This is a genomic window from uncultured Lactobacillus sp., assembly GCF_948948975.1.
GTDB lineage: Bacteria > Bacillota > Bacilli > Lactobacillales > Lactobacillaceae > Lactobacillus.
In genome coordinates, this window is record NZ_CARBVX010000016.1 from 40629 (window position 1) to 48240 (window position 7612).

A 7612-nucleotide genomic window follows, 5' to 3' on the forward strand; every position below is an offset into this window, starting at 1 on the left:
AAATACTAAACGTTTAAAAGGCTGAAATTCAGGATTTCGCTGATCTATTGTCCAGCGAGATGATAAAACAAAAACGACATTTACGTTGTTTTTGTTTTTTTGTACCCAAATTTTGACTTTTTGCAATTTGTAACACAAATGTAATATTTAGATTCTTATATAAGAAAGGATGTTTTCTTTGTTAGGACACGCTGTGAACTACGGTAGTCACCGGACAAGACGTAGCTTCTCTCGAATTAAAGAAGTATTGAAGTTACCTAACTTGACTGATGTACAAACGCAATCTTACAAGTGGTTTCTTAATGAGGGTATTCGTGAAATGTTTGACGACATTATGCCGATTTCAGACTTTTCAGGAAAACTTTCTTTAGAGTTTGTTGACTACAAGCTTTTGAAACCAAAATATACTCTTGAAGAAGCACGTGATCACGATGCTAATTATTCTGCTCCGCTTCATGTAACTTTGAAGTTAACTAACCATGAAACTGGAGAAATTAAGACTCAAGACGTCTTCTTTGGAGAATTCCCATTAATGACTGATTCAGGTACTTTCGTTATTAATGGTGCTGAGAGAGTTATTGTTTCTCAGCTTGTTAGATCTCCTGGTGTTTACTACCATTCAGATTTTGATAAAAATGGTCGCCAAATTTTCGGTGCTACAGTTATTCCTAACCGTGGTGCATGGCTTGAATATGAAACTGATGCTAAAGATTTAGCTTATGTTCGTATCGATCGTACTCGTAAGCTTCCTTTAAGTGTTTTGATTCGTGCTTTAGGATTTGGTTCTGATAGTGAAATTGCCGATATGTTTGGTGAAAGTGACTCACTTCGTTTCACTTTGGAAAAAGATATCCACAAGAATCCTGCCGACTCTCGCGTTGCAGAAGCATTAAAGGATATTTACGAAAGACTACGTCCAGGTGAACCTAAGACAACTGATTCATCTCGCTCACTTTTATATGCTAGATTCTTTGATCCAAGAAGATATGATTTAGCTCCAGTTGGTCGTTATAAGATCAATAAGAAACTTTCTTTAAAGAATCGTTTACTAAGACAAACTTTGGCTGAAACTTTAGCTGATCCTGATACTGGTGAAATCATTGCTAAAAAGGGTGACGTTGTTACCCATGAACTTCTTGATAAACTATCACCTTACTTAGATCGTGATGACTTCAAGATGGTAACTTATGAACCTTCAAAGGAAGGTGTGTTACCTGATCCAGTAACAGTTCAAGAAATTAAGGTATATTCTAAAGTTGATCCTGAACGTGTAGTTAAATTAATGTCTAACGGCCACATTGCAGATGATGTTAAGCACTTAACTCCTGCTGATGTATTGGCATCAATTAACTACTTCTTCGATCTTCAAGATAATATCGGTACTACTGATGATATTGACCACTTAGGTAACCGTCGTATTCGTCGTGTAGGTGAATTACTTCAAAACCAATTTAGAATTGGTTTAGCAAGAATGGAACGTGTTGTCCGTGAAAGAATGTCAATTCAAGATATTTCTACTGTTACACCACAACAATTAATCAATATTCGTCCTGTTGTTGCTTCAGTTAAGGAATTCTTTGGTTCATCACAATTATCACAATTTATGGATCAAAACAACCCACTTGGTGAGTTAACCCACAAGCGTCGTATGTCAGCCTTAGGACCTGGTGGTTTATCTCGTGACCGTGCTGGATATGAAGTTCGTGACGTGCACTATACTCACTATGGTCGTTTATGTCCTATTGAAACTCCTGAAGGACCTAACATTGGTTTGATTAACTCTTTGGCAACTTACGCTATTGTTAACAAGTATGGTTTTATTGAAACACCATACCGGCGTGTTTCTTGGGATACTCACAAGGTCACTGACAAGATCGACTACTTAACTGCTGATGTAGAAGATAATTACATTATCGCTGGTGCTAACGCTCGCTTAAATGAAGATGGTTCTTTCAAAGATAAGATTGTCTTAGCTCGTCATAAGGAAGATAACCTAGAAGTTACTCCTGACAAGATTGACTACATGGACGTTATTCCTAAGCAAGTAGTTTCAGTAACATCTGCATGTATTCCTTTCCTTGAAAACGACGACTCTAACCGTGCCTTGATGGGGGCTAACCACCAACGTCAGGCTGTTCCATTGATTAATCCACATGCACCACTTGTTGGTACTGGTATGGAATATCGTGCAGCACATGACTCTGGGGATGCATTACTTGCTAAAGCTCCTGGTGTAGTTGAATATGTTGATGCAAACGAAATTAGAATTAGAAGAGACGACGATACTCTAGATAAGTATGTTCTTGAAAAATTCCGTCGTTCAAACGCAACTAAGAACTACAATCAAACTCCAGCGGTTAAGCAAGGCGAACGTGTAGTTGCAGATGAAGTTATTGCTGATGGACCATCAATGGAAAACGGCGAATTAGCTCTAGGTCAAAACCCAATTATTGCATTCTTGACTTGGAACATGTACAACTATGAAGATGCCGTTATGATTTCTGAACGTATGGTTAAAGATGATGTCTACACTTCCATTCATATTGAAGATTATGAATCAGAAGCACGTGATACTAAGTTAGGGCCAGAAGAAATCACACGTGAAATTCCAAATGTTGGTGAAGATGCACTCAAAGACCTCAATGAAGAAGGTATTGTTCGCATTGGTGCTGAAGTTCAAGATGGGGACATCTTAGTTGGTAAAGTAACCCCTAAAGGTGTGACTGAATTATCAGCTGAAGAACGTTTGCTTCATGCTATCTTTGGTGAAAAAGCTCGTGAAGTTCGTGATACTTCCTTGCGTGTACCTCATGGTGGTGGCGGTATTGTTCAAAACGTTCAAGTCTTTACTCGTGAAGCAGGCGATGAATTACCACCTGGTGTAAATAAGATGGTTCGTGTTTACATCGTTCAAAAACGTAAGATCCAAGTTGGTGACAAGATGTCTGGTCGTCACGGAAACAAGGGTACTATTGCTTTGGTTTGTCCTGAAGAAGATATGCCATATTTACCAGATGGTCGTCCAGTAGACATTTGTTTGAACCCAATGGGTGTGCCTTCTCGTATGAATATTGGACAGGTTCTTGAATTACACTTAGGTATTGCTGCTAAACAGCTTGGTATTCATGTTGCTACTCCAGTATTTGATGGTGCTTCTGAAGATGATATGTGGAATATGGTCCGCGAAGCTGGTATTGGAAAAGATGGTAAAACTGTCCTTTACGATGGACGTACTGGTGAACCATTCCATAACCGTGTTTCAGTAGGGGTTATGTACTACTTGAAACTAGCTCACATGGTTGATGATAAGATCCACGCACGTTCAATTGGGCCTTACTCACTTGTTACTCAACAACCACTTGGTGGTAAAGCACAATTTGGTGGTCAGCGTTTCGGTGAAATGGAAGTTTGGGCTCTTGAAGCTTATGGTGCTGCGTACACTCTACAAGAAATCTTAACTTACAAGTCAGATGACGTTGTAGGTCGTGTTAAGGCATATGAAGCTATTGTTAAGGGCGAAAAAATTCCAAAACCTGGTGTTCCAGAATCATTCCGTGTTCTTGTGAAAGAATTACAATCTCTTGGTTTGGATATCAAAGTCTTAGATATGGATCATAAAGAAATTGAATTGCGTGATATGGATGATGATTCTAACGATCACTTCAATATCGATACTTTATCTAAACTTGCTGAACAACAAGAAAAGAAGAAGTTAGCTGAAGAAGCTGCAAAAAATGACGATAAGTCAGATGAACCTGTAGATGAGAGTGATTCTTCAACTTCATCTGATGATAAGGTTTCTAAGTAATATAGGAGGTTAAACTTTTGATCGACGTAAATAAGTTTGAAAGTATGCAAATCGGTTTGGCTTCTCCAAACAAGATCAGAAGTTGGTCTTATGGTGAAGTTAAAAAACCAGAAACTATCAACTATCGTACTTTGAAACCAGAAAAAGATGGTTTGTTCGATGAAAGAATCTTCGGGCCAACTAAAGACTGGTCTTGTGCTTGTGGTAAGTACAAGGGTATTCGTTACCGTGGCATTGTTTGTGATAGATGTGGTGTTGAAGTTACTTCTGCTAAGGTAAGAAGAGAACGTATGGGTCACATTGAATTAGCTGCACCAGTTTCACATATCTGGTATTTCAAAGGTATCCCTTCACGTATGGGATTAGTCTTAGATATTTCACCTCGTGCATTGGAAGAAGTAATTTATTTTGCTGCTTACATTGTTATCGATGCAGGTGATACTGATCTTGAAGATAAGCAACTTTTAACAGAAGCTGAATATCGTGAAAAGAAAGCAAAATTCGGTGACCGTTTTGAAGCCAAAATGGGTGCTGAAGCTGTGAAAGAACTTCTAGAACAAGTAGATATTGATAAAGAAGTTCATGAATTAAAAGAAGAATTAAAGACTGCTACTGGTCAAAAGAGAACTCGGGCTATCAGAAGATTAGACATCTTGGATGCCTTTAAGAATTCAGGTAACAAGCCTTCATGGATGGTTATGGATTGTATTCCTGTTATTCCACCCGACTTGAGACCAATGGTTCAACTTGATGGTGGACGTTTCGCAACTTCTGACTTGAACGATTTATACAGACGTGTAATCAACCGTAACAATCGTTTAAAGAGATTGTTAGACTTAAATGCACCAAGAATTATCGTTCAAAATGAAAAGCGTATGCTTCAAGAAGCAGTTGACGCATTAATTGACAACGGTAGACGTGGACGTCCAGTTGTCGGACCAGGTAACCGTCCTCTTAAATCTCTTTCTCACATGTTGAAAGGTAAGCAAGGACGTTTCCGTCAAAACTTACTTGGTAAACGTGTTGACTACTCTGGTCGTTCAGTTATCGATGTTTCACCTGAATTGAAGTTCTATCAATGTGGTGTGCCACGTCCAATGGCTCTAGAATTATTTAAGCCATTTGTAATGCATGAATTAGTAAAACGTGGTTTAGCATCTAACATTAAGAATGCTAAGCGTAAGATTGATCGTGAAGATGATGATATCTGGGATATCTTAGAAGATGTAATTAAAGAAAGACCAGTTCTTTTGAACCGTGCACCTACTCTTCACCGTTTAGGTATTCAAGCTTTTGAACCAGTTTTAGTACCTGGTAAGTCAATCCGTCTTCACCCACTTGCTTGTGAAGCTTACAATGCCGACTTTGATGGTGACCAGATGGCCATTCACGTTCCATTGTCTGATGAAGCTGTAGCAGAATCACGTTTGCTTATGCTTGCTGCTCACCATATCTTGGCTCCTAAGGATGGTAAGCCAATCGTAACACCTTCTCAGGATATTGTTTTGGGTAACTACTGGTTAACTCAAGCAGAACGTGGTCGTGAAGGTGAAGGAATGATCTTTGATTCACCAGCTGAAGCAGCTATTGCATATGCAAATGGTGATATTCACTATCATACTCGTATTGGTTTAGCAGCTGACTCAATGCCAGAAAAGCCATGGCCAAAAGGTTATGAACATGGAATTTTTGTAACTACTTATGGTAAGTTAGTTTTCAACCAAATTTTCCCTAAGGATTTCTACTACATTAATGATCCTACTCAAGAAAACCTTACTCATCCAGTAGATGAAAGATACTTCTTACAACCTGGTGAGGATATCCATGAAAAGCTTGACAATATGAAACTTGGTCAAGCCTTTAAGAAGGGATTCCTATCAGATTCTATTGCTCAAATTTACAAGGATTACAAAGTTCAAAGAACTTCTGATTTCTTGGATGATTTGAAGGAACTAGGCTACACTGTATGTACTACTTCTGGTTTAACTATTGGTGTTGAAGATATTCCTACAATTACTGATAAAGATGATATTGTAGCTGAAGCTCGTAAGAAAGTTGATGTTGTTTCTAAGCAATACCGTCGTGGTTTAATTACTGATGAAGAAAGACATGATCGAGTAATTAGTATTTGGAATAACTGTAAAGACATTGTTCAAAATGAAATTGCTCAAATTCATGCACCAAGAAACCCAATTACAATCATGGCCGATTCTGGTGCTCGTGGTAACATTTCTAACTTTACCCAGCTTGCTGGTATGCGTGGTTTGATGGCCGCTCCTAACGGAGGAATGATGGAAATTCCTGTTACTTCAAACTTCCGTGAAGGTTTATCTGTTTTGGAAATGTTCATGTCCACTCACGGTGCTCGTAAGGGTATGACGGATACCGCCTTGAAGACTGCCAACTCTGGTTACTTAACTCGTCGTTTGGTAGACGTAGCTCAAGATGTCATTATTCGTGAGGAAGATTGTGGCACTGATCGTGGTTTAACTGTTCACGCAATTACTGAAGGCGATGAAATGATTGAACCATTATTTGACCGTTTAGTTGGCCGCTACACTTCTAAGAGTGTTTACGATCCAGAAACTCATGAAGTAATTTGTCCAGCTGATGTCTTAATGGACGAAGATATGGCTCATAAGATCGTTGATGCCGGAGTTACTGAAGTAACAATTCGTTCCGTATTTACTTGCAACACTCAACATGGTGTATGTAAGAAATGTTACGGTATGAACCTTGCTACTGGTGATGACGTTGAAGTTGGTGAAGCAGTTGGTACTGTTGCCGCTCAATCAATTGGTGAACCTGGTACTCAGTTAACTATGCGTAACTTCCACAACGGTGGTGTTGCCGGTGCTGCAGATATTACTCAAGGTTTACCTCGTGTTCAAGAATTGTTTGAGGCTCGTAATCCTAAGGGGCGTGCTACAATTTCTGAAGTAACTGGTGAAGTAACTTCAATTGAAGAAGATCCAGCAGAACACACTCGTCAAATTACTGTTAAGGGACAAACTGATACTCGTACTTATGATGTACCATACACTGCTTCAGTAGCAGTTACTGAAGGAGATCATGTTGTACGTGGAGATAAGTTAACTCTTGGTTCTATCGATCCTAAGGAATTGATTCGTGTACGTGATGCATTGACTACTGAAAAATACATTCTAAGTGAAATCCAAAAAGCTTATAGAATGCAGGGTGTAGAAATTGCCGATAAACACGTTGAAGTTATGGCACGTCAAATGCTTCAAAAGGTTCGTATTCTTGACCCAGGTGAAACTGATATCTTACCAGGTGAATTGATGGATATTGGTGAATTTAAGGCAAGAAACCGTGAAGTAATTATTTCCGGTGGTATTCCTGCTACTGCACAAAGTGTAATTCTTGGTATTACCAAGGCCGCTCTTGAAACTAATAGTTTCTTGTCTGCAGCTTCCTTCCAGGAAACTACTCGTGTTCTTACTGATGCATCTATTCGTGGTAAGAATGATCCATTACTTGGTCTTAAGGAAAATGTTATTATTGGTAAGATTATTCCTGCAGGTACTGGTATGCCAGTTTACCGTGAAATGGAACCTAAAGTTGATGTTCCTGAAGATGAAAAGAAAAAGTCAGTTTATTCTATAGCTGATATTGAAAAGAAATTAGCTGCAGCTGATGCAGAGAAAGATAATGGCTCAGCTGACTAATCATCCTTTCAAAACTTAAACATTTGTGTTCAAAAAGCCTATTCGTGTAAAAACGAGTAGGCTTTTTTCTACGTAAAGTCAAGCACAATAGGATGTTTGACTTTATTTTTTAGTT

The 7612-nt window shown here is 38.8% G+C and carries 2 protein-coding genes; both read left to right on the forward strand.

Going from position 1 to position 7612, the window contains the following annotated elements; all coding sequences use genetic code 11:
• The first annotated feature begins 169 nt into the window (after positions 1-169).
• Positions 170-3808 carry a DNA-directed RNA polymerase subunit beta gene (locus Q9R40_RS07250; RefSeq protein WP_300722326.1) on the forward strand — a complete coding sequence of 1213 codons (3639 nt, stop codon included), beginning with the start codon at positions 170-172 and terminating at the stop codon, positions 3806-3808.
• A 17-nt stretch (positions 3809-3825) separates the two neighbouring features.
• Entirely contained in the window at positions 3826-7497 is a 3672-nt protein-coding gene (rpoC, locus tag Q9R40_RS07255; protein ID WP_304677030.1) for a DNA-directed RNA polymerase subunit beta', read from the forward strand.
• The last annotated feature ends 115 nt before the right edge of the window (positions 7498-7612 follow it).